The following is a 26,408-nucleotide window of genomic DNA, read 5'->3' as shown; positions in this document are numbered from 1 at the left end:
GGTGCGGCGGCCTCCGGCGGTGCGGCGGCCTCCGGCGGTGCGGCGGCCTCCGGCCGTGGCCGGGCTGGCGACGGCGTGCCGGCGAGTCGGTCCAGCACGACCAGCAGACGCGTTCCGGCCGCCCCCACCGCCGTCATCAGGGTCCGCAGAGCGGGCAGCAGCGCCTGGACGAGGTAGGCGAAAGCCCCCAGCAGCGCCCCCGGGGTCACTCCCTGGCGCAGCAGCCAGGGAGTGGCCACCAGGAGCAGGGCGACGGGGAGCTGACCCGCCACGCCGAGCGCCACCGTACGCGCGGCGGCCCAGCGGGCCAGGGAGCGCGCCGACGACGCGGCCGCCTCGACCAGCGGCGCCGCCTCTCCCTCGGCCTGCTGCCGCGTCCCGCACGCGGCGATGTCGCGCAGCCCGCCGCGCAGCGCACCGGCCCGGTCGGCGAACGCCTCGTCCCGGTCCAGGAACCGCCGTTGTGCTGCTGCCATCGGCGCCAGGGTGCACAGGAACAGCAGGAGACCGGCGGCCAGCGGGGGAAGCACCACCAGCAGGAACTGCGGGGCGAGGGAGGCCAGGCCCACCAGGGCGCCGAGCGCGGTGAAGACGAAGGAACGGGTGGTCAGGACGAGGCCCGCGAAGCTGTCGCGGGCGATCTCGGTCTGCTGGGTGAGCCGGGACACCACCGCGCTGTCCGCGCCCGCCGCAGAGCCGCCGCCCGCGCGTGCGGGGTCGGCCGTCGCCCGGTACAGCGCGCCCGTCACCGCCCGGCGGACGAGCCCGTCCCGCAGCGGCTCGGTCAGTTCCGCCAGCGCGCCGAACACGGCCCGCACCACGGGACCACTCACCAGGACGGCGAGGGCACCGGCGCCCAGCCAGAGGAGACCGACTCCGGAGTTGCCGGCCAGGAACCCGTCGTCCAGCGCCCGCGCCAGGGCGTAGCCGCTGAGGAACGTCCCCCCCGACTCCAGCAGGGACAGCAGTGCCAGGCGGACGAGTACCCGGGTGCGGTGGCGCAGGAACCGGCGGGCCTGGGGCAGCAGGCGACGCAGTGCGCCCCGGCCCGGTCGCGGTGCTCGGCTCATCTCCGGCTCCGTTCGTGGGCGGTGGCGGCGCCCGCCGCGGCGTCCGCCTCAGCGCCGGACTCGGCAACGGACTCGGTCTCGCGCGCGGCGCCGGGCCCCGCTCCGGACCCCGCTCCGGACCCCGCGTCGGCTTCGGCGAACACCGCCCGGTAGTGCGGGTCGTGGCGGAGCTCGGCGTGCGGGGCGACGGCACGGACCCGGCCGCCGTCCAGCCAGACCACCAGGTCCGCGCGGGCGGCCGTGGCCTGGCGGTGAGCGACGATCAGCCGGGTTCCGGGGCGTACCTCCCGCGCCAGCGCCCGGTCCACCTCCCGCTCGGTCGCGGTGTCCAGGCTGGAGGTGGCGTCGTCCAGGATCAGCAGCCTGCCGGCGTGCGCGAAAGCCCTCGCCAGGCCGAGCCGTTGGGACTCCCCGCCGGACATCGGGGTCAGGGCGAGTGAGGTGGCGTACGCGTGCGGGAGCCGCCGGATGAAGCCGTCGGCCCCGGCCGCGCGGGCCGCCGCGACCACCCGGGAGGGCGGGGCCGCCTCCGCGCCCCAGGCCAGGGCGTCCTGAACGGTGTCGCCGAAGAGAACGGGCCTGCTGAAGGCATAGCCGACCTCGCGGCGCAACGCGGCACGGGGCACCGAGGCCAGCTCGACGCCGTCGAGCAGTACCCGGCCCTCGTCGGGGTCGGCGAGCCGCCCGGCGATCGCGGCGAGGGTGCTCTTCCCGGCTCCGGAGTGCCCGACGACCGCCGCGGTCACTCCTCCCGGAACGGTCAGATCGACATCGTCCAGCAGGGTCCGGCCCTCGCGCGACACCCGAACGTTGCGCAGGTCCAGTCTGCCCGGCCCGGCCGCCGGAAGCGGGGCCGTGCCGTAGGTGACGGGCGGCACGGCCAGCAGCTCGGCGAGCCGGACTGCCGCGACCCGGCCCTGCACCAGCGCCTGGAGATGACCGGCGACCGCCCCGGCTCCGGCCGCGAGCGCCGCGTACCTGGCGGCCGCCAGCAGTTCCCCGACGCTGAGGCGGCCCTCGGTGAGACCGAGGCCGCCGACCGCCAGTACCGCGGTCACGAGGAGCGGCATCAGGACGCCGCCCCGGGCGACCGCCCGTCCGTACGCGCTCCACATCCGCCGTCCCTGGACGCCGAGTTCCGCCAGGGGAGCCAGCACGCGCCGCCGCTCCTGGTCCTCCGTCCCCGCCGCGGCGATGGTGTGTGCTCCGGCCAGGGCGTCCAGCAGCCGCGACGCGATGTCCGACTGGACGCGTTGATAGTGCGTCACGCTCTCGGCGGACCGGCGGGCGAAGGCCCGCAGCAGCAGCACCAGCGCCGGAAGTCCGACGGCGAAGGCCAGGCCGGTGCGGACGTCGATCAGGAACAGGGCGATCAGTCCCCCGGCCGGCGTCAGCAGCGAGGCGACGAGCCGCGCCCCGGCGGCCGGCCCGGCGCCCGCCTCGGCGGTGCGGGCCGAGAGCAGCGTGGCGGCGTCACCGGGAGTGACCCGGGAGAGTCGGTGCGGGGCGGCGGCCAGCAGCGCCTGGAGGCCCCGGGTACGCAGCCAGGCGGTCGAGCGGCCCCCCACCGCCCCGGCCAGATAGGCGAGCGCGGCCTCCAGAAACACGTCGGCGGCCATCAGCGTGACGCAGAGGGCCAGCCATCGGCCGGCGCCGGGACGGCCCTCCATCAGCAGGTCGAGGGTGTGTCCCAGCACCGCCGGCAGGGCCAGGGCGGACGCGGCGGAGAGCGTGGCACACAACAGGACTCCCGCGGTGCCGAACCTGGCGTGCCAGGCGGTCCGCAGGAGCAGTCGCCGTCCGGAGGTGCCACTCCCGGCGGGCCGGGGAGGAGCGGGCGCCATGGGCGGTATCTCCTTGCTTCGGACGGACGGCGGTTCCACGGCCGCGGCCCCGGGGCGCGCGGCGGCGCGGCCAGGGCCCGGACCGCCACGGGCCTTCGGCTATGCGACGGCGGCCGTGTGCGGTCCGGGCCCTGTGGAGCCGGTGTCAGCAGGTGGTGACGCTCAGGGAGCTGTCACCGCAGAGCAGCAGGCTGGCCTCGCTGCCGTGGGCGGTGTCGCCCATGGCCTCGTCCTTCACGGTCTCCATCGTCTGCAGGTCGAGAAGGGTCATGATGGTTCCTCTCCACTCGGGATGGTGTTGCGTTTTTCCTGCTTCGGCCCCCTGTTGGGAACCGGTCCGTGGGGCCGCCCCGGGGGCGGCAGGAAGGGCAGCGCGGCCGGGTGTCCCGGCTGTGCCGCGGCCAGCGCCAGCAGCACACCGGCGGAGCCCGTGGCGAGATCCATGGACAGCCGCATCATCTGCTCTCCGGGAAAGGCCAGATGGCCTTGGAAGTTCATGGCGTGCCAGGCCAGCGCCCCGGACTGGCGCTGGAGGTCGGCGGCGCGGGCGCCGGGCGCGGTGGTGCGGCCGAGGTAGAGCACCATGCCCGCCAGGCCGCGGAACAGCCCCGGCTGGGCGTAGAACCCGGCCCGCGCGGCGCGGACGATCCCGGTCCGGGCCCGTTCGAACCGCTCGTCCGGGCGGTGGGCCAGGTAGTCGTCCAGGACCATGCCGACGCCGACGCTGCCCGCGCCGACGTAGGGCAGGGTGCGCCAGCCCTCGTCGGTGTGCAGGGCGCCGCCGGGTCGGGTGACGCACCGGTCCAGGTCCTGGCCCAGCGCGTCGGCGGCCAGGTCGAGGAGGGATGCGTCGCCGGTGTGCTCGTACAGCCGGATGCCCAGGAGCGCGGGCCCGGTGGCGCCGCGTAGCAGGCCGGTGTGCGCAGAGCCGTCCGGGCCGGTCGGCCGCTGCCGGGCCTGGATGATCTCGGCGCAGCGCAGGGCCGCTGTGCGCAGCTGGTGCTCGCCGGTGGTGGCGGCGAGCGAGTCCAGGGCCAGGCCGAACCCGGCGAGGCCGCCGTGCAGGCCGGACGGCAGCGACTCCCAGGGCTGGTCGAGGGCGAACTCCACCAGGGAAAGGGCCTGGTCGCGGTGGCCGAGGTGGTCCAGCGTCCAGGCGAGGCCCGCCAGTCCGTCGTAGAAGCCCAGCGGGGTGCCGGACGGGGGCTGCTTGGCGCGGGTCAGCAGCCACTCCTCGGCTTCCAGGCACCTCGGCGCGCCGCTGGCGGAGAGCGCGTACAGGACTCCGGCCGCGCCGTGGGCGAACGACAGGCCGCCGCCGGTCGCGGTGAACTGGGCGATGTCGCCGGGGAAGCAGCGGTCCTCGCGTTCGGGAGTCACGGAGGCCGCGATGCCGCGTGCCAGCGACTCCCCGCTGTACGGCCAGTCGCCGGGGTCGACCGGGGGTATGCGCCGACCGGTCTCCCCCTGGGCCGGGGTCCGGAGGATCTCCGCCACGCCACGCCGCAGAAACGCTTCGGCTTCCGGGAACCGCCCGGCCGCCACCTCGGCCAGATGGGCGGCCTTGGTCCGGTCGATGGCGAGCAGGCTGGTCAGCGGCAGGAACAGGGCGAGGCGCAGACAGGCGAGCGCGTACCGGTCGATGTCGAAGCCCCGGAGACCGGGCGGGGCCACGAAGGCGGGGTGGGCCACCGTCTGGCGTCCGGCGTCCGCGACGTCCTGGGCGACCTCGAAGTCCAGCAGCACCACGGAGGATTCGTCCTCGGAGACCATCACGTTGAAGAGGTGCAGGTCGTGGAAGACGATGCCGCGCGCGTGTACGGCCTCGACGGCCTGTTCCACCAGTGCGTGCATCCGCATCGCCCACCGCGCGTACTCGGCCAGCCGCTCCGGCTCGGGTTCGGGGTCGATGAGCGGGTGGCGCTGGGCGAAGAAGGAGTTGAGCGGCTTGCCGTCGATGTACTCCAGCACCAGGAAGTGGTGGTCCCCCAGGACGAAGGTGTCCTTCACCTCCGGCGCGCAGCTCAGGCCCGACAGCCGCTCCAGTGCCCGGCGCTCCCGGTGCAGGCGTTCGACCGCGTCGGCGCCGTCCGCCGCCAGCCCCGCGTGCGGCCGGGCCTCCTTGAGCACCACCCGTTCCCCGGTCCGGGTGTCACGCGCCTGGTACACGCCGCCGCCGTTGGAGAAGTGCAGCGCCCGCTCGATCGTGTAGGGCAGGCCGGTGACGTCGACCGCGGAGCGCGCCTCGATGTGCGGCTGGAGGAACGCCGGGACCGTGACCCATTCGGGCACCCGGAAGGCGTTACCGCGCTCGTCCGGCACCAGCACGCCTTCCGGCGTCTCCACCGCGGGGACGGCCTCGCCGGCGTCGTCGTAGGCGTGGCGCCGGGTGAAGCTGCCGTAGCGCAGGTACACCGGGCCCTGGTTCCAGCGCACGTCGCTGAGGATGTAGGGGCCCGGCTCGCCGGCCAGCAGACTGTCGAGGTCGCGTGCCGTGGTCTCGCACGCCGCCTCGTCCGGCGGGTAGACGGTGACGAACTTCCCGCTGGCGCCGCGGTTGGCGTACTTGGCGTTGCGCAGCCGCAGGAGGTGCGGCCCGGGAACGAACTTGAAGGCGAGTCCGCGCTGGACGCAGTACTCCCACACCCGCTCCAGCACCGACTCCGCGTTCCGCAGGGTGGCCGATATGTGGATCTTCCAGCCCTGCTTGGGGAGTTCGGCGTCCTCAGGACGCAACGCGAGCCAGTCGCCGGCCCGGTGCGTGCGCCAGCCGTCCGGCACGGGGCGGGCGGCAGCCCGGTACTCGGCGGACGACCGGCCGTCGTCGGAGGCGGTGGCGGGGCGCCGAGGGGTGTCGTAGAAGAACTGGTCGGTGCCGCAGAACGCCGCGTACCCCTGGTTCACGCGCACTCCCTTCGGACGATTGTCTCCGCAGGGCGTCACTCACCGTGTCGCCGTGAGTACGTTTTCACGACGCGGCGGCGCGCCAGTAGTCACAAGTGTCACCGTCCGGCCGTGCGCTACTCACACGTACGTTCCGCCCGGGGCGGCTCCGTTGACGCAGCGGCGGCGCGCACGGAGCCATGAAGACGACCTTGCCGGGCCGTGCCAACACCACCGGGGCTGCATGCCGTTGCCGCGCACCCTGGCACGCGGAGTGCGCGCGCCCGCAGGCCCGATCCCCGGCACACGGGCACATGAGGCGAGGGAGGGTGACACGAGGCGATGCATACGCGTCGACCTACGCAAGAACGGCTCTGACCGGCATTACTGCTGGTCAGAGCCTTGATTCCGAAGCACCCCCCGGCAGGGTTCGAACCTGCGCACACGACTCCGGAGGCCGGGGGACACCCACACGTTCCCGCAGGTCAGAGCGCTTCCTTGCGGGAAGGCCAGTCGGCCATTCCGCGCACACCCCGCAGCGATGAAGTGCCCTATTTGCGAAGGAGATCGCGTTTCGCCCGCCCATTGGCGTCAATCCAGCCCGTGCCGGTGATCAGGATCGCGCCCACATCGCTCCATGGATCGCGGACATCGCGGCGGTGCCCGGCCTCGGGCCTTGGCTGCACCAGTCAGAGCGATGGCGAGCCGCGGGTCACAAGGGCGCTCGCCGAGTACCACAGAGTGCAGGGCGACCTCGCGCTTGGCCCTGCTGGTTGAGTCGGTGATTTGTGACGAAATCACCATCTCGAGCGAACACCCCGTCTCGTCGATGGGCTAAGGCGTGCGCCGGCCAAAGCCTGGTGGCCGCAGAGCCGGGCGTTGCGTCGATGGCGCGCTTGCCCATGGCAGAACGGCGTTGGAGAGAAGGGACGGCGTAGCGCCGCTGGTCTCGTGATCGGCCCGACGGCCATGCGGAACAACTTGTTAACCCTGTTGGGCGTTTGACGAGGTAACGGTGGACTGTGCAACATCAACTGGGCGGGGGGCAGTTAGCGAGTCCGTTAGCTCAATCTTTGAGCACCGAGCTCGGAGATGTTGGAGCCGCCGGTCGCAGCTGGTCGCGCTATCATACCCGCGAGCCGTGCTCAAGTTCGTGGCAGGCGATTCGGGGGAGTGGATGGCGTTCACACCAACACGGCGGGCAGATCTCCCGTCTTCGGCGCGACCGACGCGGCTGGCGATCCTGCGCCCTGACAATGACCTACTTTGCCTGCTCGATGCCGACTACACCAAGGAGAGGTCCTACTCCCAACCTTGCCGCGACTGGCCTGAGGTCAAACCACATCTCGCGGTCGTGCTTGCTCCTTCCGGCCAACAGGGTGACGAAGCTGGTCCGGAGCAACCGGAGCGGATCTGGGGGCTGGGCATCGTGCGCCCTGCTCACGAGACCGACCGGGACCGGAAGGTCATCGTCACCCGGGCACGAAGGATTCGGAGCCTGGTGCCCTTCTCAGGACTCTGGTGCTCCGCCGGCGAGCGAGACGACTCACTCGCCCGGTCCTTACCGGAAAGCGGTCCTGTCACGGTCGGCGCGGACGTCGTGCTCGCCAATCTGCGACGTATCGCCCCTGACGTCGAAAGAGAAGTCCAGAGGCTGTTGCCACTGCTCGACGACGGCGAAGGCTGGAGTGACCGGGAGCTCCGGTGGCGCGATGAGCGTGACGCCCTGCTGCTCTTCGCCAAGATCGCTGGGCTGGCCCCGAACGACTTCGCGCCGGTGCACAGCTGGGAGAAGACGGTCGCCCGGGGAGGCTTCCTGAGCGGGTTCACCGGGACTGCGGTTCAGCCGACGCTCGACGACATCCGCGGACGAGTAGCGGAGAGGTTCAGCGGCGTCGGTGAGACCGTGGTCCAGACGTTCGCGAGCGGCAGAGGTCGCCAAAACTATGACTTCGAGGCCACGTCGGTAACCGGTCAGCGGGTGGTCGACGGCGGGGAGAGCTCCCTCGACGCCTACTACTACCACGTCGGCACCCAGACGCTCATCGTACTGCGCTACCTGAGTCCTGGCCCGAACGGACTCTTGTCGTGCGCCACCCGGCACAGTCTGGACGACTTCCTCGACCGTGTTCGCCGCTTGCCGAGACCCATCCGGGGCAGCGCTGACGACTACGGCCTGCTGGACGATCCGCTTTTTCTCCGCGTTCACGACCACGTGCCCTTCACTGCTGCCCTACACCGGACGAGCTCTGGTGCCATCTACCCCTACGGCCAGATTGCAGCAGCCGACTCGACCGCGGCGGAGGCTGGCCTCTCAGGTCCGTCCGTCGATGCCCTCACCCGCCACCTGGTACCGACCGACTTCGCCCGGCTGGTGCGCGACGGCTGGTTCGGTGCGCGCGACGTGCCCATCGAAGTGGCCTTGGGCTGGGTGGAGGCCACTGTCGATACGGTCGGTGTCGCTCTAGTGGTCGCCGACTTCAGCAGTCGGCCGCGCGGCAACGGCTCAGGGATCGGGACGCGGGCTCAGGGCATCGCATGACAGCACCAGAGAAAAGGCAACCATCCATGGCCACCTCGGCGGCGGACACGCCTCGCCAGGTAATGCAGGTCCGCGAGCAACTGCACGAGACTTTTCACGGGGTGATCGACGACAGTGACATCGCCCACTTTCGCGGGGGCAACTACGAACAGCGTTTTCTCTCCCGCGCCCTCGCGGCCCTCGCGGTACGACGCGTGGCTCAATGCACTGTGGCCGAGGCGGCCCAGTTCGTCACGGACGGTATCGCGGACCAGGGATTGGATGCCATCGCCCCTCTGCCGGAGAGCGGGCAGGCTCTGCTCGTCCAGGCGAAGTGGAGTGACAAAGGTACGGCAACCTTCGACGTGGACGCTGCCAAGACGATGGTCGACGGCCTGAATCGGATCGACAATGAGCTGTACGACCAGTTCAACCAGCGTGCGGGTGCCCTCGCCCTGGAAGCCAGGCCGTTCATCGTCAACAGCAAGGCAACTCTGGTCATCGCACTGATGGGCACGGTGAAGCCCTCCCCGCCCGCAGTCGAGGTTCTCGAGAACGCTCTCGGCGAGTTCAACAAGTATGGCGCCCGCTTGAGCATCGAGGTGCTGTACGCCGCAGACTTCCACGACCAGGTTCATGCCGACCTTCGGCCGGAACCGATCCGCCTCGACGTACGTCTTGACGACTGGTATCAGCAGAAGGGGCCGCTTGAGGCCTATCAGGGCACGGTCTCCGCCGAGAGCGTTGCCGAGTGGTACGAGACGCACGGTAGTGGCCTGTTCGAGCAGAACCTCCGGGCCCCGCTCGGGCCCACCGTCACCAATGCGGAGATCGGTCAGACCCTCACATCAGATCCGACCAAGTTCTGGCATCTGAACAACGGTGTCACCATGATCTGCGACTCGCTCACGGCAAGGCACGACAGCGCCAAGTCACCGCAGAGCAGACCGACCACTCTCACCGTGACGGGTGCGAGCATCGTCAACGGCGCCCAGACGGTTCGGGCTGTCGCCAGGGCCATGCACGACGACGGCGAGGCCGCAGCCAACGCCACCCTCAGTATCAAGGTCATCAACACGCAAGAGGACCGGAAGTTCGGAGTTCAGGTCTCGCAGGCGGCGAACCGGCAGAACGCCATTGAACAGCGCGATCACATCGCGCTCGAACCCGTGCACCAGGCCATCAAAGCCAACCTGCGCGCCGAACTGCGGAAGCAGTACGTGATCAAGCGGGGAGAGCCGGTCGCCGCACCTGAGACCGGCTGTTCACTGGACGAACTCGCTCTGGCCCTTGCCTGCCTGTATCCGGATGCCGCACAAGCCGCCCGGGCCGCCAGTTCCACGGAGAACCTGTGGGAGCAGGGCTCCACGGGTAGCCACACCCTGCTGTTCAAACGCGAGCCCTCTCCGCAGAAGGTGTGGCGCTCCGTGCTCACACTGCGCGCGGCGCGGAGCGCGGTCTACAAAGTAGGCGGTAACGGCCGCGAAAAGCAGAACAGCCGCGAGGCGGCAACAGCGGAGCACGGCGGCTTTCTCGTCACCCACCTGGTTTTCCATCATCTCGGCGCCACGAGCATCGACGACCCCGACTTCGACTGGCACAGCGAGGTCCTGGAGAAGGTCCCCGCGCTCGTGCCAGAACTGGTGCGGCGGCTGACGCACCTGGTCGTCGCGCGTTACGGGCCCCGTCCTCAGATCAGGACCGCCTTCCAGACCGAGAAGACGTGCCGAGAACTCGCGGAACACGTCCTCGGCGACCTGGCCGACGGGGTCGCCGTTCCCGCACCTCCCAAGAAGGAGCGCAAGCAGCGCCGCAGGAACACGGTGCCGCTTCTGGTCGACCGCCGTGCCATCAAGGACGGAGCCCCACTCCGGTACGTGGCTCAGGGCGAGCCCGAGCGCGACGCCATGGAAGGATGGCTCGCCGAGGACGAGAGGCGACGCCAGGCGACCTGGGTCAATCACCGCACCAAGTCGATCCTGTGGGCGTACGACGAGCAGCAGTACTCGCCGTCCGGGCTGGTGTCGAAGATGTGGGCAGACGCCGAGTGGGACGATCGCCCGGTGGCCAACCAGGGGACGACTCGCTGGTTCCTTGCGGATGGCCCCAGCCTGTGGGGCCTGGCCCAGGGTTTCCACAACGAGGAGGAGGAAGAGGGCGAGGACGAGGAATGACGGTACCTGCGGACGTCAGGAGAGGCCTGGCCCCTCCGGGCGGTGCAGCCGGGCGAGGAGGTCGGCGATCTCGCGGGTCTCCTCGTGGTCCTCGCCGAGGACAATGCACATGTCCTCGTGGAGGGCGTCGAGGACGCCCTCGGCCTCGGCGCGGCGGCCCTCGGAGAAGAGGAGGACGCCGATGCTGCGGCGCAGGTCGAGGGCGGTCGCGGAGGCGTCTCCAGCCGCGTCGGACACGACCTCCAGGACGGCCTGGAACTCCCGTAGCGCGGCGGTGGCCTGGCCGAGGTTGGCCCGGCAGTGGGCGGCGTGCCGACGGCACTCCAACGCGTTCTTGCTGGACGGTCCCGCCGTACGGACGTAGATGGCGGCCAGCGCGTCGAACTCTGGCAAGGCGCGCCGGAAGTCCTCGCCGGCCATGAGGACCGCCGCGCGCTGCCGCCGCAGGCCGAGCACCCGGGGGTTGTGCGCGCCGAGGGCGGTGGCCACCGTGACGATCGCCGCCTTGAGCACGTCCGCGGCCTGGGCGAACCGCCCCGTCTCGGCGAGGTCCGCAGACCGGACGTAGGCGTCTTTGATCGTGTCCCGCAACGCGGTGTCGACGCGCGCCGGAACCGGCACCGGAGCCGCCGACTCGGGGGAAGGCGCAGGCACCGTGGTCCGCCGCAGGGGTGCGTTCGGCTGCCGGTAGACCAGCGTCGGGTCGGGCGCCTCGGAAAGGGATCCGTCGTCGGCGAGGGCCACGGGGTCAGCCGCTGAACCCGGCTGCGGCAGGTGCGGCGACAGGCGCTCGTAGACCGCGTACGCGTCGACCGGACGCTGTTCGGGCGCCTTGGCCAGCAGGTCCAGGGCCAGCACCTCCAGGTCCTCCGGCACCTCGGGCCGCAGGGCGCGCAACGGTGTCGGTGGCACGTCCATGTGCTGGTGCAGGAGCTGGTAGTCGGTGTCGCCGCTGAAGACCGGCTCGCCGGCGAGGAGTTCGTGCAGCACGCAGCCGAGGGCGTAGAGGTCGCTCAGCGGCGTGATCTGCGCGCAGTCGATCTGCTCGGGCGGCATGTAGCGGCTGGTACCGATCCGGCTGCCGGTGGCCGTGAGCTTGGTGACGTCCGTGCCCAGCAGCTTCGCGATGCCGAAATCCAGCACCTTGACCGTGCCGTCCGCGGCGATCAGGACGTTGTCCGGCTTCAGGTCGCGGTGCACGACCGGGATGGCGTGGGCGTACGACAGGACCGTGCAGATCTGCGCGGCGATCGAGGCGGCCCAGCTCACTGGAAGCCGCACCGCCGCTCCGTCCTCCGCACCCGTGAGCACCCTGCGCAGGGAGACCCCGCGCACGTACTCCATCACCAGGTACAGCCGGTCGTACGACGCCTCGTCCAAGACGGCGTCGAAGACCTGCGGCACCCCGTGGTGGCCGATGCGTGCGGTGACGCGCGCCTCGCGCTCGAAGCGGCGGGTGAACTCCTCCGCCTGCGCGGGTGTCGCGACGACGTCGGGCCGGATGATCTTGACCGCGATCTCCCGGTCGAGAACGGCGTCGTAGCCGCGCCAGTCCGTGCCCATGCCGCCGGACTCGATCTCCTCGATCAGCTCGTAGCGGCCCTGCTCGCCGATTCTCCGTGCCTGCGCCACGCGGTCCGCCCCTGCCCTTCCTGAGGCCTCGTCAGCCGATGGCTGTACACGGTACCGACTGGCGGCGGTGCCCGGCAGCTCCTACAGCAGGTGGTCGGCCTTGCCCGCCTTGATCTCGGTGATGAGGGTGCGCAGGGCTTCGAGGGAGTCGGTGAGGTAGTGGTCCTCCTGGCCGGCAACGGCTATGTAGCCGTTGCCGTCGGCGTCGGTGCCGAGGCGGAAGCAGGAACTGCCTTCGGCGCAGAACGGGCTTTCCCAGGTGATCTCCGGCACTGGTACTCCTCACAGTTGGCGTGCGATGTCACGAATGAAGTCTCGGGACTGCTCTGGTGGCAATGCCAGACCTTCCAACAAGTCGAGTTGCGCGCGGTATTTCGCCAACTGTCCCTCGGCGTGGAGAAAGGCGGGGCCGTGGGAGCTGTCTACCTGCACCGTATCGAGTTGCGGCACAGGCCCTTCGATGTAGACGACGGTCTGGCCAGCACCGGGGAAGGCGCCTTGGGCGAAGGGGAGGACGAGCACGGTGACGTTGTCCCGCTCAGAGACCTCCAACAGGTACTCCAACTGGGCACGGGCCACGTCGTTTCCGCCGAACCGCATCCGAAGTGCCGCCTCGTGGATGACGGCGATGTACGGGATCGCCTTCTCGCCGGTGATCACCTGCTGGCGTTCCGCGCGCAGCGCGAGTCGTAGAGCAACCTCGTGCTCGGGCATGGCAGGAACGGCAGCGCGAAAGATGGCCATTGCCTGTTCCGACGTCTGGAGCATGCCGGGCACGTGCACGGTGTTGGCGCCGTGGAGGCGCACGGCGCTGTTTTCTGATTCCGCGATGTCCAGCAGGCCTTGGGGCAGGATGCCTCGGTATCGCTCCCACCATCCCGTACTCACCTGAGCCATCTCGACAAGTGCCTTGACGTACGACTCATCGGTCACATCGCAGTTGCAGGCCAGTGTGCGCAGGCGGTCGGCGCTGATACCCCGGACGCCGGACTCGATGTTGGAAATCTTGCCTCGGTCCACACCCAGCAGACCCGCCGCGAACTCTGCGGACATGCCTGCCGCAGTGCGGATACGCCGCAGTTCACTTCCCAGTCGCTTCTGCCGTTCCGTAGGGGTCGTCCTCGGGGGCATGGGGTTCCTTCCGTCCGACAAGAGTCGCTGAGCCGCGCGCGGAGGCTGCCTTCACCCTCTGGGGTTAATCTACCTAGGCGCGTGGAAAATTTACCACCTCGTGCTCTACCGTCAGTAGTGCACACACTGCACATCGCAATGTCGGAAGCGCACCGCGCGAGCACGCCCGCCTGCCCTGGGACGGGTGTGCCCGCGACCAGGGCGGTAGGCCACCGGCGATCCCAAACCCTTCACACACCCGTGGAGTTCGCCATGCCCGAGATCCCCCTCGTCCCCGTCCGCTGGCACTTCCCCGCCCGCCCTGCCTCCGTACGGCGGGCCAGGCACGCCGTCGCCGAATCGCTGCCGCACGCCCTTCGTCCTCTCCTCCGAGACGATCTGGTCCTGCTGGCCTCCGAGCTGGTCACCAACGCTATCCGCCATGGAGCATGCGGGGAGGACGAGGACCTCATTGAACTCGTCCTGTGGCCCGCCGACGGACACTACTGGCTCGCCGTCTCCGACACCGGTACCGGCACCGGCAAGCCCGTGCTGGCCCACCCGGACTCGGACTCCGAGAGCGGTCGGGGTCTGCTCCTCGTCGACTGCCTCGCCACCGCCTGGACCGTCCGGCCCCGCCCCACTCGCGGAACGTCCGTGATCGCGGGACTCCCTCTCCACCAGGGCGGTTGACGGGGCTGAGCTGGCCGCCGGGAGCGGGAGCGGAGCCCGGGCGTGCGGGTCAGGCTGCCTCGTCGTCGATGTTCTCCTCCCGGCGGATCATCCGCCAAGCCGCCCGGCGAGCGCTCTGGTTGAGCGACTGCTTGAAGCTGTCGTCGTGGCTGAAGTACTGCCGACCCATATCGGCGATGCTGTCGATGTGCTCGGCCATCTTGTCCTCGAAGACCTCGTCGAAGACGAGCCCGAAGTTTGCCTCGTCGTTGACCGCGGCAGCGCGGACCTTCGGGTCCGCCTTCGCCTCGGAGAACGGCGTGATCACGTCCTGTTCGGTGAAGTCGGTGCCGAACTTGTCGTTGAACTTCTCGATCAGCTCCGACAGCAGCGACTTCTCCTGCTCCTTGGCGCCGCCAGTGCCCTCGCCGAAGCCGCGTAGCTCCGCAGCTCCCTCGGCGGTCAGCGCGAGGTCGTGCTCCCCGGTCTTCTGGATGCGCAGGTGACTGAGATCGACGTCCCCGATGTCCACGCCGCCGTCTCCGCGTCGCGGCAGACGGTTGAGCAGGTGGCGGCCATAGAGGTAGAGGCATTCGAGGTCGGCATCGCGGTACGGCACGATCTGCGAGAGGAAGCCGTACTTCCGGACGTAGTCGTTGAGGTCCGCCCGGAACTGCTCGGCGGCTTCGGCGGCGTCCTCGTCCGGGTCCCCCGCCGCGTCCTTGTGGTCCAGCAGCTCGGTGAACCGCTCGACGGCAGGGCCCAGATGCCGGTACAGCTCGGCGTGCAGCTTCTCCCAACGGGCCACCGAGCCCGCAGCCTTCTCCTCGGCCGCCAGGTAGGCGTCGGCGAACGCTCGCATCTCCTCCTCGACGAGGATGTCGGGCTGCATGACCCTGCTCTGCGCGGTGTAGAGGAGGTTGGGGTCGGAGGGGAGGGTGTTCGCCTCCTCGAAGTACGGACGGAAGGACTCCTTGATGTCCTCGGCGTCGTTGACGAAGTCCAGTACGGCCAAGTCCGCCTGCGACTTGCGGTCGGCCGTGCGGTTCAGACGGGACAGGGTCTGGACGGCGCTGATGCCCGCGAGCTTCTTGTTCACGTACATCGTGGTGAGCAGCGGCTGGTCAAAGCCGGTCTGGTACTTCTCGGCGACGACCAGGATGCGGTACTCGCGCTGTGTCGCCCTCCCGCCGGTGCGCACGGCCTTGTCGTCCTTGCGTGTGTACGCGAACGCCTTCGGCAGCGCGGATTCGGCCAGGCCGCCGTTCTCCTTCGGCTCGGTGGTCTCCTCGCCGTCGTACGTCAGGCTGCCCGAGAAGGCGACCAGCACGCCGGGGTCGGCGTACGCCTGGTCGTCGATGTACTTCCTGATCGCACGGGCCATCTGCACGGCGCTGTGCCGGGAGGCCGTCACCACCATGGCCTTGGCGCGCCCGCCGAGCCTGCCTGCGGTGTGCGTGCGGAAATGCTCGACGATCACCTGCGCCTGCTGCGTCACGGTGGAGTCGTGCGTGAGCGCGTACCGGGCGAGCAGCGGATTCGCCTTGGACGGGTCCACCTCGCGCTCGTCCGGGTTCTTGTTCACCAGCTTCCAGTACGTGTTGTACGTGACGTAGGTGCGCAGGGGGTCGAGGATGAAGCCTTCCTCGATGGCCTGGCGCATCGAGTACGTGTGGAAGGGGACGTACGCCGGCTTCCCGTTGACACTTTCCAGGGTGCCGAAGAGTTCGAGGGTCTTGGCCTTGGGCGTGGCGGTGAACGCGAAGTAGGACAGGTTCGCAGCCTTGCTGCGTTGGGCGGCTTTGCGGATGAGCTTGGCATCGGTGGTGGCCCCCGCTGCCAGCTCGGTGGCCCCGGCCTCGTCGGAGTCCGAGTCCAGGCCCAGGTCACGCAGCGCCGCGCGTACGGCCGTGGCCGCGTCGCCGGACTGCGAGGAGTGGGCCTCGTCCACGATGATCGCGAAGTTGTGGCCCTGGATCTCGGTGGGGTTGCGGCGTAGGTAGTCGATCAGGGCCGGGAAGGTGTGCAGCGTAACGGTGATGATCTTCCCGGTCTCGCGGGACAGCGCCTTGGCGAGCTGATCGGACTTCGCACCGTGCTTCTCGTCGATCTTCACGACCAGACCGGCGGTCTTCTCGAAGCTGCCGACGGTCTGGCGGAGTTGAGCGTCGAGATTGCGGCGGTCGGTGATGATCACGACCTTGTCGAAGACGGGTGCGCCGGGCTTGAGTCCGGCGGTCAGGGCATCGGGGTCGATCTCGGCGGGGTCGGTGGGCGTGTGCAGCGACGAGAGACGGTGCGCCAGCCACCCAATGGTGTTCGACTTGCCGGATCCGGCAGAGGCCATGCCCAGGTAGTTGTGACCGGCGCCGTGGCGGGCCGCATGGTCGGCGAGCTTCTTGACGATGTCCCACTGGTGGTAACGCGGGAAGATCAGCTTCTTGCGGGTCCGCCCGTCCGGGCCCTTCTCCTTGCTGAGGTGCACGAACCGCTCGATCAGGTCCAGCCAGGTGTCCCGCTCCCAGATCTGCTCCCACAGGTACGAGGTCGCGTAGGTCCCGGGGACGGTGGGCGCCGGATTCCCCGCGCCGCCGGGCTTCCCCGGGCCCTCCGACCCGGTGTTGAACGGCAGGAACCGCGTCGGCTTGCCCCGCAGCTCCGGCGCGACGAACACCAGGTCCGTGTCGATGGCGAAGTTCGCGATCACGCGCCGCGCGAAGATCAGCTCGGTGGGGTCGCGGTCCATGCGGTACTGGTCCTTGGCGGCCTCCACTCCCTGGCGCGTGAGGGCGTTCTTCAACTCGGCGGTCGCCAGCGGGATCCCGTTGAGGAAGAGGGTGAGATCGAGACGCTTGCCCTTGTCCGCCTGCTTGGCGGCGTACTCCAGCTCCTTGACGAAGGTCAGCCGGTTCGCCCGGTAGTCGTTCAGGACCGCGTCCGACGCGACGAGCGACGGCTTGAAGTAGGCGAGCCTGATCAGGACGCCGTGGTCCTTCACGCCCTTGCGGAGGACGTCCAGCACCCCGTCGGCCGCGATCGCCTGGTCCACGCGCTTGGCGAACCCTGCCTGGGCGGTGTTGGGATCCCCGCCGTAGAGGGCCACCAGTTCGGCCCATTCGTCGGCTTGGGTCTTTCCGATGAACTCGAAGAGCTGCGCGGTGTCCAGGCCGAGGTGGGGCTGGTAGTGCGACCGGTTTCCTTCACGCCAACCGCGCTCCAGCAAGGCGGTGACTATGGCGTTCCCGAAGGCAGCTTCGTCGTGGACGGCCATGAGCAACTATTCCTCCCCTTTCCGGTGACCAGGTGGGTGATGTCACGGCAGAACTTGTCGCGGCGTGATCATTTCTCGATCCCTCGCCCGCTGGCAGTGGACACATCGATCTGACCGGTGACGGCGGCGGTGATCAAGGCTTGGCGCCGCTCGGCGAGAAGAGCTTGAGCTTGGCTCAGCTTTGTGCGGACTGACGTCAGCCGCGAAATCTCCTCGCTAGTCCTCTCAACGAGCGAGTCGCCGTCAATCGGGATCGGGATTCTGTACCGCCGTAGTTGCTCCCCAGTGAGATGAGGAATCGTAGCAACGTTCCCCTCGGCTTCGAAAACCCCACATGCCTTGGCGAGTCGCAGCCAATACATGAGCCACTCAACTGGCACCGGTCCGGCTCTACGTACTCGGTGGAGTGACTTTTGGAAGTAGCACTCCTGTAGTCTCCCATCCCAAACAGCGGCTTCTGCAACCCCGGCTCCGCCTTCGCAGATCAGCAGGTCGCCTCGTGTTACTGAGTATCGACGAACCTCGTCCGCCGCAAAGTCCATGGTTGCCAAGTCATCGATTGTGATCTCGTACCAGTGCACGTTGGCGTTCCGCAGGTAAGGGAGCTGGTTTCGGCCGTTCGCACGGCCCACGTTGAGCATTTTGCCGAGTTCCGTCAGAAAGTAGGCGTAGACTGGCCCGATTGACCAATTGATCGGGATCTCAGGTAGCCACGGCCAGCCAGTCAACTGACCCTTCCCGCTCTCCACGCTCCCCGACAACATGTCGGCGATGAGAGCCAACTCGCGCTCAGCCATCGCCTCGGTCTGCTTACTTCGTCGCGAAGCAAGTGTATCGATGCGGGCAGTCTCGGCGTCGAGGAAGTCGGCGATGCGGCGCTGCTCCTCTACAGAAGGGAGCCACATCCTGTATTCAGAAAGCAGCTCCCACGCCGTGCGAGGCATCTTAGTCCCGTATGCGGTCGCGTTGGCCCACTCCAACCACGGATGCGAGAGAGTCACATAGAAGAGAAAGCGAGGATCGATCTGAGCGCTTGGACGCAGGACAAGGAGTTCACCTGTACCCGTGCCCGGCTTGCCGGGAAGGTGCGACTTCGCCAAATAGGGCCTAAGCTTGCTGAATAGCACGTCCCCCGGACGGTGTTCGATGCTGTCTTCGGCTGCTTTCAAGGGAAGTCCGTCGACGAGCAGCCGTCCCGTACCTCCTTCGAGGTCCTCAAGACTCAAGAATGGTTGCGGAAAACCGTCTGACTTCGTCACAGAATTCTGAACAATAGACTTGACGCGAACCGAAGTCACTCCGTCACCTCCCCCAACAGTGCCTGGATCTCCGCCTCAAGCCCCTTCAACTCCGCGTCGATCTCCGCCAACGGCCGTGGCGGCTTGTACACGTAGAAGTGCCGCGTGAAGGGGATCTCGTACCCGATCTTCGTCTTGCTGTGGTCGATCCACGCATCTGGGACGTGCGGCAGTACCTCGCGGCGCAGGTACTCCTCCACGTCCTCCTCCAGCGGCACGTTCTCGTAGTCCCGAAGCTCCGGGTCCGGCTCCGCCTGGCCCTTGATGCGCTGGACCTCGCCCTCCGGGTCGCGGACGCCGACCGCCTCGCGCAGGGCCTTGCCGAACGGCGCGCCCGTCGGCCACAACAGGCCGGCCGCGACGACCGCGTCCTTCAGGTCGATCCACGCGTCGGACTTCGTCGTCCAGGACTTGCCGACCAGCGGGCGCAGCGCCGCTACGAACGCCTCGACGTCAGTCGCCCGTGCGATCGGCTTCGACGTGGTGATGGTCGCCAGCGTCTCCTCCGTCACCTCGAAGCGGAGCTTCAGCGGCCGTTCGACGGTGATCCGCCGGTACCCGAAGTCCTCGTTGCGGAAGACCCTGATCTTCCCGGCCCGGTCGGTCAGGTCGTGCCCGCCGCCCTTCTCCGCTGCGTCGACGACCGCCAGCGCCTCCGTGTAAAGCCGCGTGATCTCGGCGATGTGCTCCTCGCCCAACTCCTTGCGCTTGTCGCCGAGCGACTTCCGCATCTTGCGCCAGTAGTCGCGCGCGTCCAGCAGGACGACCTTGCCGCGCCGGTCCCTGGCCTTGCGGTTGCTGAGCACCCAGAAGTACGTGGAGATGCCGGTGTTGTAGAAGAGCTGGTCAGGCAGGGCGACGATGCCCTCCAGCCAGTCGTTCTCCAGGATCCACTGGCGGATCCTGGACTCACCTGACTCCGCCGCCCCCGTGAACAGCGGTGAGCCGTTGAAGACGATCGCGATCCGGCTGCCGCCCGAGCCCGTCGCGTCCACCGGCTTCATCTTCGAGATCATGTGCTGGAGGAAGAGCAGCGAGCCGTCGTTGATGCGTGGCAGGCCGGCCCCGAAGCGTCCGCTCTCACCGAGGCGATCGTGCTCCTCCTCGACCGCGTCCTTGACCTTCTTCCACTCCACCCCGAACGGCGGGTTGGCGAGCAGGTAGTCGAAGGTGGCGCCGGTGTGGCCGTCGTCGCTGAAGGAGTTGCCGAACTTGATGTTCTCCGGGTCCTGGCCCTTGATCATCATGTCCGACCGGCAGATGGCCCAGGACTCGGGGTTGAGTTCCTGGCCGAAGACCTTGACCGTGGCGTCCGGGTTGTGGGCCGTGATGTGCTCCTCGGCCGCGCTGAGCATGCCGCCGGTCCCGCAGGCCGGGTCCATGACCGTGCGGACGGTGCCCGGCAGGGCCAGCGCCTCGCTGTCCGGTGCGATGAGCAGGTTCACCATCAGCCGGATGACTTCCCGCGGCGTGAAGTGCTCACCGGCCGTTTCGTTGGACTGCTCGGCGAAGCGCCGGATCAGCTCTTCGAAGATGTAGCCCATCTGGTGGTTGGTAACGATCTCGACCGGCTTGCCGTCCGCGTCGAGTACGACCTTGCCGTCGGCGTCCCTCTTCACCGGCCGCAGGTCGAGGTCGGCGAACCGTCCGACCACCTGGTACAGCAGGTCCGCCGCGTCCAGTCGCCTGATCTGCTGAGCGAACTCGTACCGCTCCAGGACCTCGCGGGCGTTGGGCGAGAAGGCGCCGTAGTACTCGGTGAGGTACTTCGCCGCGTGCGAGGGGTCGCCGGCGATGGCCTTCAGCGTGTAGGTGCTGGTGTTGTAGAAACTGTGGCCGGACGCCTTGCGCAGGAAGCGGTCGGGGTTGATGTCCTGGTCCTGGTAGCGGGCGGCGACTTCCAGGACCTTGTCCTTGGTCGGCGCGAGGACGCACTCCAGGCGCCGTAGCACGGTGAACGGCAGGATCACCTTGCCGTAGTCGGACTGTTTGTAGTCGCCGCGCAGGAGGTCGGCGACCGACCACGCGTGGTTCGCCAGTTCCGTGTGCTTACTGCTGTTCAACGGAGTCCTTCCGGTGTTCGCCGTCCCAGCGGGACGGAGACTCAAGTCTGGTCGTTCGCGGTGCTGCGGCGCACGTTTCACGCCGATCCGTGACCCTCCGGCAACAGTGCGCCGCCGGTGAGTCCGGTGCTGAGGAGACGTGTGACGTCCTCGGCAGCCTGGTCGGCACGGCGGGCGGCGGTACGCAGTTCGTCAAGGCGGCGGAAGGCGGCGCCGTAGCGCTGCTGCTCGGCGAGCGGGAGCAAGGGAACGCGTAGTCGCCGGGGGTCCACCCGGATGATGGACGTGCCGGTGGCTGCGGCGTTGACGTTCTGCTCCGCCGCGAGAAACCCGGCGAGGAACCACGGGTCGAGCCGACGCCGGTCCGGGCGGAACAGCAGCAGGTGGGGTCCGAGGAAGCAGCCTGCCTCGCCCGGCTCGACGACCCGGGCCACGGCCGTGCGCCCCGCGCGGAGGATCTCTGTGAGCAGCACGTCACTTGCCTGGACCAAGGGGAGGGCGACGCCGGTGGGAAGGTCCGCTTCCGTTCCGGAGGCGGGCCGGTTCCCGAAGACGTCGGCGGCCGTGAGCGCCGGTCGTGCGCCGGGTTCTGCTTCGGACCGGGGCTGCGGTTGGCCGCTACGGGTCCGGCGGCCCGGGGGCGCGGTGTGGAGCAGGCTGAGAGCTCCGCCGCGCAGGAGGTCCGCGACCGTCGCGGTGCGCCAGTCGCGGGGCCGGTCGTCGGCCGGCGGCCAGTCGCCGTCGGTGCTGAGGCCGGCCAGGTCTGTTACCGCTTGACGGAGTTGGTCGTACAGCTCCGATGCCTGCCGGGCCAGCAGGGCGGGGCGGAGTGCTTGCCGGGAAGCCGTCCGGATGCGGCGGGCCGGGGTCAGGTCCACGGCCTCGTCCAGGAGGTCGGTGACCGGCATGGCTGCGGCGGTACCCGGGACGCCCGTGAAGCCGTGCTGGTCGTCGAGGTAGGGCCTCCACGCTGAAAGCACGGTGTCGTTGACAGCGTCCCAGTCCAGCTCTCGCATCTCGGCGGCGGCATCGACGAGCAGGACGGTACCCGGGGCTTCAGCCTGTGGCTCGGGGCGCTCGAGCACCCACAAGTGTAGGCCGATGTGGAGCGGGGTTGCCGCGCCCTGGGGAAGCGAGACGACCGCGCGCAGGGCTCCGTCGCGTACGAGTTGAGCCCGGATACGCCGGCCGGCGGTGCGCTCCGCGACAGCGGGCGGCATGAGCAGTACGGCACGGCCGCGTGGGGTGAGGTGGGCCAGGCAGTGCTGGACCCAGGCGAGCTCGGGCTCGCCCTTGGGAGGCACGCCGTAGGCCCAGCGTTGGTCGTACGCCAGATCGTCGTGCCCCCAATCACGGACCCCGTACGGGGGATTGCACAGGATGGCGTCCACGGTGAGGCCCTTGAAGGCGTCGGCACGCAGGCTGTCCCCCGCACGTACGGAGATCGCCGCCTCGGGGGCGCTCAGCCGGAGCCGCACGGCGGCCTGGGCGGCCTGGGCGACGAGCACGTCCTGGCCGTGCAGTTCGCTCGCGCCCGCGGACGCCGCCGCGACGAGCAGCGATCCCGTACCGCACGCGGGGTCGAGAACGCTCGCGGGGAAGGTGCCCGCGCGGTCGGCAAGGAGCCGGGCCATGAGGTCGGCCAAGGGGCGTGGCGTGAGGTAGGTGCCGGAGCCCCCCGCGTCCTCCAGCAGGCGTTCGGCCAGGACATCCGTCGCAGCCTCGGCGCCATCCGTGACGACGCACTGCAACAAGGCCCTCAGCGGTTCGGCCGCCTGGGGCGCGTATACGGCGTCCTCGGTTCCCGGGACGCCCTGGGCTTCATCGCGCGCGGCTGCCCGGACCCATCGCAGCAGTGCGTCGTCACGCAGTTCGGGAAGGGCTTCGCGCTCTCTCCGATCCAGCCGGGCGGCTGTGAGTACCACAGGGAGCAGGGGCAGAGCCAGTTCGTCGTCGCCGGGGCGGGAGCGCAGCGCGGTGCGAAGCCGGACCAGCGGTGTTTCCTCGGGGAGTTGACCTCGGGCGGAGAGCCAGGCGCGTACGGCGTCGAGATCGTAGGTGGGGCTGGTGTCCGTGCCTCCCGCAGGGGCCGGAAAGTCCGGATGCCGACGACGCCAGTTGCTCACCGTGGCGCGGGTGACTCCAGCTAGCCGGGAGATGTCGGCGGCGGTCACGAGGGCACTGGCCTGCTGGTTCATGGGCTCCTGCCGGGTGACGTGGGGCGGGCGTGCTGGACGGCTTCACTCTATACCGGCACCCACCCCACGTGAAGTGTTTGACAGTGCTTTCAGTTATCGCTCTACTGGTAGTGCTTTCACTCGGCTCGTGGCTTCCCCGAGCCTCCCGGGCTTTCTCCTGCCCACAACACGTCGATGCGAATGGAGCGGCACCATGGCCACCAGGACTTCCGGCACGTCCAAGCGCACCCTGTACCGGCTCACGGGTGTCGCTCCGACGGTCGACGCGATGTTCGACGTCCTCGACCCGGATCGGCTCGAGGCCGTGGACGCGGAACTGCACTTCCCGGCGGAGCGGTTGGGCGTTCCGGCGCTGCTGGTCACCGGCAGCTTCGAGCAGCCGGTCGCGAGCTGGTGCGGCGAGATCAATCGCACGACCGGGTGCGAGGTGTCGCGTCCGGTGAACCGGTCGGCCGGGCTGCTCATGCTCGTGGTCGACGGCGAGGTGTACGCCATCGGCTACGACCAGGGCTTCCGCCTGGTGCCCGACCGGCTCAAGGACCGGCGGTTCGGGCTCGGTTTCGTGATCCGCAGGGTGGACCCCTCCCAGATCCGGGACATGGTCTCCCATACGCCGGGCGGCGGCCGGACCGACATCACTCTCGTGCCCGGCGGCACTCCGGTCTGGAGCCTGGGTGTCCAGGAGCACGCGCAGATCGTGCGGCGGCTGGGCGGTCGGCTGGACGGGATCCAGCTGACGATCGCCCAGCACGACCGTACGAAGGTCTCCAGCGTCGAGGGCGGTACGGGGCTGCGGATGCGCCTCGGTATCGAGGCCGAGGACCTGGTCACGGACGTCCGGACCATCGCCCGTGTCCTTCGGGACGAGGCCCCGGCCCCGGAACTCGAGTTCGTCGAGCACATCGTCCCGGTCAAGGACGCCGACCTCGTCACGCGGCTGGAGGAGCGGCTCGATGGCATGCTGGGCGAGGTATCGGACGGACGTATCGCAGTCGCCGTCCCCTCCAGTCACTGGGAGGACTACGGCGCCGCCCAGGCGTTCGCCACCAAGGTGCACAGCCCGGAGGCGCACCTCACCGACGACTTCAGCCTGGAGTACGTCCTCAGCCGGGCCCGCGTGCAGAGGGCGGGAACGCGCTTCGCCGCGCTCCGCGACGGCACCGTCACCCTCTACGCGCACACCCGGGCTTCGAGGGGCGACGTCATCGGGACGTCGGGCGTGCTCCAGTGGATCGAGGCGGAGGTGGCGCTCGGTGCCCGCCGGTTCTTCCTGCTGGACGAGCAGTGGTACGAGATCGGCGAGGCGTACCTGGAGGCGATCCGCTCGCAGGTAGAGCGACTCATCACCGACACGCCCTCGGTCGACCTTCCGGCGTGGGTGCTCGGGGACAGGGAGCGGGACTACAACGAGTCGGTGCCCGACCTGCGGCCCGGGTACGTCTGCCTCGACCGTGACAACGTCCGGACCGCGCTGCACCGGGGCAACGGTGTGGAGATCTGCGACCTGCTGAGCCCGGACGACGTCCTGGTCATGGTGAAGCGGGCCAAGGGTTCCGACGCGCTGAGCCATCTGTTCGGCCAGGCCGTGGTCGCCGTTCAGACGCTGCTGCACTCGCCGGAGGCCATGGACGGATTCGCCCAGCGGGTGGCCGCGGCCCGGCCCGGCCAGGCCTTGCCGGACGGCTTCCGGCCGTCGAAGGTCGTATTCGCGATCCTGCTGAAGAGCGGAACCGACCTCACCGCCGACACCCTGTTCCCGTTCTCCCAGGTCACCCTCGTCCAGACGGCCAAGATGCTCGAGGCGTGGGGAGTCGCCGTCGAGGTCATCGGGATCCAGGCCACGGCGGCGCCTCCGATTCGGGCGGGAATCCGCCGCCTGGCCGCGTAGCGGGGCCACCTCAGCCCGTGAGTGCTGCGGTTCGGCACACAGGCCGACGTGCGGCCGGTCGCTTCGTACCGACGGGATCGGAGGAACGACAACGTCTCAGAAGCGGCTGTCGCGGGCTACACGGCCACGTACGCCATCAAGAGAGCGGAGTCCGCCGATGCTGTAGACGGTCGAATGTGTCATGCGCGGGGGTGGGATACACGCATGGCCGTTGTCCGAGCGGCGCACGCCGTCGCAGGTGGGCTCGCTGCTCAGAGCAGTGGCGTGAGCGCCATCGCCTAAGCCTGGTGGATCTTGACCAGACGAGCGTTCCCGCCCGGCACGTCATCTTCCCGGAGTCCGGACGGGCCATGGTGCTCCACCTCTCCGAACAGCTGGACGTCCCCATGCGTGACCGCAGCCCCCTCCGGCTCACGGCCTCTTACGTCCCCGCCCACAGGCAGAAGCCGCTCGCGGGCCCCGCGATGGTGTGGGATTTCGTCCGCCTGGTGCCGTGGAGTTGCAGGTCAAGGCCCTGCCCAACCGAGTGGGCAGGGCCAGGTCGCCGTGTGCGGACTGGCATACGCAAGAAAGGCTCTGACCGGCATTACTGCTGGTCAGAGCCTTGATCCGAAGTACCCCCGGCAGGATTCGAACCTGCGCACACGGCTCCGGAGGCCCGTGCTCTTCAGCATGTTTCCGCAGGTCAGCGGACTATCTGACGGTATGTTACCAGCCTGATCCCGCACATATCCCGCGATGTCGAAATGTCCCATTCTGGCCAAGTTGACTTGATTGTAGTATCCCGCCCTGCACTCGGGCCAGAGCCAGAAGTAGCCGGAAACAAATTCGACAGCCTCTGCTGTTGAAGGTCGGTCACACTGGTCGCACGGGAGGGGCGGTGTTCGGACCTGAAGCTCTACAGCACGAAGGGCGGCGCGACGGAGATCGCGCCGCATCTGGCGGAGGCCGAGGCGGAAGTGCAGGGCCTCGTCGAGGCGGACATGGAGACGCTGCTCGGCACTCGGTTCCTGGCGAGTGAGTACGGCACCGGGCCGGTCCACGGGGGCCGGATCGATTCGCTCGGGCTGGACGAGAACGGGTCGCCGGTCATCGTCGAGTACAAGCGAGGTGTCGACGCCGGCGTCATCAACCAGGGCCTGTTCTACCTGGCCTGGTTGATGGACCACCGTGCCGAGTTCGAGCACCTGGTTCGCGACCGGCTCGGGGCGACGGCCGCTTCCCAGGTGCTGTGGAGCGGCCCGCGTCTGATCTGCGTTGCCGGCGACTTCACCCGCTACGACGTACATGCCGTGCGCGAGCACCGGAGGTCCATCGACCTGGTCCGCTACCGACTCTTCGGCAGCGACCTGCTCGGGCTTGAGACCGTGGCCTCCGTGAGCGGCGGCATGCAGGTAGGCCAGCGGGCGCGGCGCCAGGCGGCTGCCCGTGCGGCGGCCGACGTCCAGGGGGCGGCGATGATGGAGTTGGCGGGCGCGGTCGACGAGGTGCTACTCGGGCTCGGGGACGGCGTGAACCGCGTTGAACGCAAGACCTACCGGGCGTATCAGCGGCTGCGGAACTTCGCCTGCCTGTGCCGGCCGCAGCGCAGCAAGCTGCTGGTCTATCTGAAGGTTGATCCGAAGGACGTCGACCTCGTTCCGGGCTTCACCCGGGACGTGTCCGGGGTTGGCCACCATGGGACGGGCGACCTGGAGGTCCAGCTTCGTACGCCGAGGGACGTGGAGCGGGCGCAGGATCTGTTCCGGGCGAGCTACGCGGTGGCGTGATCGGATGCCACAGCC

At 69.2% G+C, this 26,408-nt stretch carries 15 protein-coding genes and 1 pseudogene; 5 read left to right on the top strand and 11 right to left on the bottom strand.

The window, feature by feature from the left end; genetic code table 11:
- The 4 genes and pseudogenes from HPT28_RS09730 to lanKC form a co-directional block, all read right to left on the bottom strand.
- A pseudogene (locus HPT28_RS09730) lies at positions 1-1,070 on the bottom strand (ABC transporter ATP-binding protein); the annotation flags it as partial.
- Positions 1,067-2,914, bottom strand: a complete 1,848-nt coding sequence (locus HPT28_RS09725) for an ABC transporter ATP-binding protein (protein ID WP_219090565.1) — start codon at positions 2,912-2,914, stop codon at positions 1,067-1,069. The gene HPT28_RS09725 and the pseudogene HPT28_RS09730, both read right to left, overlap by 4 nt.
- A gap of 145 nt (positions 2,915-3,059) precedes the next feature.
- A complete protein-coding gene (locus HPT28_RS09720) occupies positions 3,060-3,185 on the bottom strand; it encodes a SapB/AmfS family lanthipeptide (RefSeq protein WP_219090564.1) in 126 nt (41 codons plus the stop codon).
- The gene (lanKC, locus tag HPT28_RS09715) at positions 3,182-5,818 is read right to left on the bottom strand and encodes a class III lanthionine synthetase LanKC (protein WP_219090563.1); all 2,637 of its coding nucleotides are present in this window, start codon (positions 5,816-5,818) and stop codon (positions 3,182-3,184) included. Before lanKC ends, HPT28_RS09720 begins: the two co-directional genes overlap by 4 nt.
- Before the next feature lie 1,120 nt (positions 5,819-6,938).
- Here lanKC and HPT28_RS09710 point away from each other — a divergent pair.
- Together HPT28_RS09710 and HPT28_RS09705 are read left to right on the top strand one after the other, a co-directional pair.
- The gene (locus tag HPT28_RS09710) at positions 6,939-8,339 is read left to right on the top strand and encodes a hypothetical protein (RefSeq protein WP_219090562.1); all 1,401 of its coding nucleotides are present in this window, start codon (positions 6,939-6,941) and stop codon (positions 8,337-8,339) included.
- 26 nt (positions 8,340-8,365) lie between these two features.
- Positions 8,366-10,492, top strand: a complete 2,127-nt coding sequence (locus HPT28_RS09705) for an AIPR family protein (RefSeq protein WP_219090561.1) — start codon at positions 8,366-8,368, stop codon at positions 10,490-10,492.
- Between the two features lie 15 nt (positions 10,493-10,507).
- On the opposite strand, the gene HPT28_RS09700 is transcribed toward HPT28_RS09705, so the two are convergent.
- The 3 genes from HPT28_RS09700 to HPT28_RS09690 all read right to left on the bottom strand — a co-directional run bounded on the left by HPT28_RS09700 (position 10,508) and on the right by HPT28_RS09690 (position 13,255).
- Positions 10,508-12,124 (bottom strand): serine/threonine-protein kinase, encoded by a 1,617-nt coding sequence (locus HPT28_RS09700; protein WP_219090560.1) that lies wholly within the window; start codon positions 12,122-12,124, stop codon positions 10,508-10,510.
- Between the two features lie 81 nt (positions 12,125-12,205).
- The gene (locus HPT28_RS09695; RefSeq protein WP_219090559.1) at positions 12,206-12,397 is read right to left on the bottom strand and encodes a hypothetical protein; all 192 of its coding nucleotides are present in this window, start codon (positions 12,395-12,397) and stop codon (positions 12,206-12,208) included.
- A gap of 9 nt (positions 12,398-12,406) precedes the next feature.
- Positions 12,407-13,255: a helix-turn-helix transcriptional regulator gene (locus tag HPT28_RS09690; RefSeq protein ID WP_219090558.1), complete on the bottom strand. Its 849-nt coding sequence runs from the start codon at positions 13,253-13,255 to the stop codon at positions 12,407-12,409.
- A gap of 252 nt (positions 13,256-13,507) precedes the next feature.
- On the opposite strand from HPT28_RS09690, the gene HPT28_RS09685 reads away from it, so the two are divergent.
- Entirely contained in the window at positions 13,508-13,927 is a 420-nt protein-coding gene (locus HPT28_RS09685) for an ATP-binding protein (RefSeq protein WP_219090557.1), read from the top strand.
- 49 nt (positions 13,928-13,976) lie between these two features.
- Here HPT28_RS09685 and HPT28_RS09680 read toward each other — a convergent pair whose 3' ends face one another.
- The 4 genes from HPT28_RS09680 to HPT28_RS09665 form a co-directional block, all read right to left on the bottom strand.
- Positions 13,977-17,177 (bottom strand): type I restriction endonuclease subunit R, encoded by a 3,201-nt coding sequence (locus tag HPT28_RS09680; protein WP_219090556.1) that lies wholly within the window; start codon positions 17,175-17,177, stop codon positions 13,977-13,979.
- A 68-nt stretch (positions 17,178-17,245) separates the two neighbouring features.
- Positions 17,246-18,436: a restriction endonuclease subunit S gene (locus HPT28_RS09675; protein ID WP_219090555.1), complete on the bottom strand. Its 1,191-nt coding sequence runs from the start codon at positions 18,434-18,436 to the stop codon at positions 17,246-17,248.
- 35 nt (positions 18,437-18,471) lie between these two features.
- Entirely contained in the window at positions 18,472-20,538 is a 2,067-nt protein-coding gene (locus HPT28_RS09670) for a class I SAM-dependent DNA methyltransferase (protein ID WP_219090554.1), read from the bottom strand.
- 77 nt (positions 20,539-20,615) lie between these two features.
- On the bottom strand, positions 20,616-22,736 hold the full coding sequence (locus tag HPT28_RS09665; protein WP_219090553.1) for an N-6 DNA methylase: 2,121 nt from the start codon (positions 22,734-22,736) through the stop codon (positions 20,616-20,618).
- Between the two features lie 193 nt (positions 22,737-22,929).
- Here HPT28_RS09665 and HPT28_RS09660 point away from each other — a divergent pair, with 193 nt between their 5' ends.
- Entirely contained in the window at positions 22,930-24,624 is a 1,695-nt protein-coding gene (locus tag HPT28_RS09660; RefSeq protein ID WP_219090552.1) for a TIGR04141 family sporadically distributed protein, read from the top strand.
- Between the two features lie 860 nt (positions 24,625-25,484).
- Positions 25,485-26,393 carry a DUF5655 domain-containing protein gene (locus tag HPT28_RS09655; protein WP_219090594.1) on the top strand — a complete coding sequence of 303 codons (909 nt, stop codon included), beginning with the start codon at positions 25,485-25,487 and terminating at the stop codon, positions 26,391-26,393.
- Positions 26,394-26,408: the final 15 nt, after the last annotated feature.

It is taken from the genome of Streptomyces sp. JJ38, from assembly GCF_019303475.1.
Classification (GTDB): Bacteria; Actinomycetota; Actinomycetes; order Streptomycetales; family Streptomycetaceae; genus Streptomyces.
The sequence above is the reverse complement of the archived record's forward strand: the minus strand, read 5'-3'. Positions and strand labels throughout refer to the sequence as shown.